This window comes from Cohnella sp. CFH 77786 (assembly GCF_019400745.1).
Lineage (GTDB): Bacteria > Bacillota > Bacilli > Paenibacillales > Paenibacillaceae > Cohnella.
In genome coordinates this window covers 1-1,492 of the sequence record NZ_WJIB01000041.1, presented here as the reverse complement: position 1 = coordinate 1,492, position 1,492 = coordinate 1, and the positions used below count along the sequence as shown (strand labels likewise).

General features: G+C 49.1%; 2 protein-coding genes. Both read right to left on the bottom strand.

From position 1 onward, the window contains the following. Positions 1-30: 30 nt before the first annotated feature. Positions 31-888, bottom strand: a complete 858-nt coding sequence (locus GE107_RS26215; RefSeq protein WP_255570886.1) for an IS110 family RNA-guided transposase — start codon at positions 886-888, stop codon at positions 31-33. Further along, entirely contained in the window at positions 858-1,238 is a 381-nt protein-coding gene (locus GE107_RS26900; RefSeq protein WP_255570885.1) for an IS110 family transposase, read from the bottom strand. Before GE107_RS26900 ends, GE107_RS26215 begins: the two co-directional genes overlap by 31 nt. Positions 1,239-1,492: the final 254 nt, after the last annotated feature.

Below are 1,492 nucleotides of genomic sequence, written 5' to 3'. Positions count from 1 at the left end.
TTGTGGTAAAATATCCCTATAAATTTGATGTTATTCAGCGCAGAATATCTCTTGGTTGCGCCAAATGCCGTAAATGAGCCGCAGAAGCTTGTTAGAAGTAGCAACTATGGCAACTTTTGCAGGTTTGCCCTCCGTGCATTTCTGTTGGTAATATCGCCATAGAACCGGATTTCTTGGACCGTGGATCTGCTTTGAAATACCCGCAACGGTGGCTTGGTAAAGGGCCGTGCGGAGATAAGCGGAGCCCCGTTTCGAGATTCGATTCTGGTTAGCCTTAAAGGTTCCCGACTCGTAAACAGATGAATCCAGCCCGGCAAAAGCGGTCCACTGTTTCACGTTCGGGAACCTGTTTATATCCCCAATTTCCGCGTAAATAACCGCCGCGGTAATCGGTCCCACACCAGGAATTGTACGCAGCAAGCGATACGGCATCGATGTGCCAGCCAACTGTTCCATCTGTTGTTCCAGTAAGGAGATACCCGCCCGGTACGACTTTAACAGATCCATGTAGTTCCGTAAGGCGGGTTGGTGAGCCAGGTGTCCCGTTGGATCAGGCAGGCTGCTCTGAGCGATAGAGACCAGTACTTCATACTTTTCTTCATTCCACTTCAGACCTCGCCGGTTATTCATCAGAATTTTTAGGACGTCTGCTTTATCAGCTGAAAGTAATGCAGCAGGCGTTGGGTAAGTGGTGAGCAGCTGAAGGGAAGTAGGGTTGAAGAGATTCTGAAATGCCTTCTCATAACCGGGAAAGACCAAGTCTAAGACAGAACGGAATTGAAGCTGAACCTCACTGTAGAGGGCCATCCAATTCGCGTATTGCCGGGAAATGAAGCGCAGTTCAGCGACATGCTCATCTAGTTGGCTTCGAGGAGTTCCTCCACCCAAGTAAAAAGCTTGGCAATCCGGATTGCATCCACGGAATCTGTTTTGACTTCTCGTACAGCTTGCTTTTTCAGTGCATGGGTGGACAAGGGATTCAGCATAACAACGGCGTAACCATGAGAAGAAAAGAAAGAAGCGATCGGTTTCGAATAGTTGCCGGTAGCCTCCATGACCACCGTAGGGCGCTCACCCGTAGACGTTTCGAGTTGATCAAGCAAGGGAAGCAGGGCAGCAACAGCTTGAGGTGTGTGGTGAAACGAGAATGGCTTTTTAACGGCAACACCGTAGGAAGAGAAGGCTGCAGCTACACTTTTTCCTTTTGCGATATCGATGCTTAATACAGGATGATCCATAAAACCCCCTTTATTGACACCAGGACCCGACACAATGGCTCTCCACAGGTTGGCACGGTGATACGGGCTCGAAGCCCAACCAGCTGAATCGGGGTATGAGCATTGCTGGGGCTGAAACACTTTATGCGAAGAGATCTAAGAGTCCCAACAGCGCATTCGTTTTTGACCCGGTGGCGATTCTCTCAGTATAAAAGAAAAGCTCATCCCCGACTCACTGGGACGAGCTTAATATACCAACATCGTATTCACGCATC

Coding starts and splice junctions, on each gene's coding strand:
- GE107_RS26900 (WP_255570885.1), bottom strand. CDS start 1,238: ATGGATCATCCTGTATTAAGCATCGATATCGCAAAAGGAAAAAGTGTA.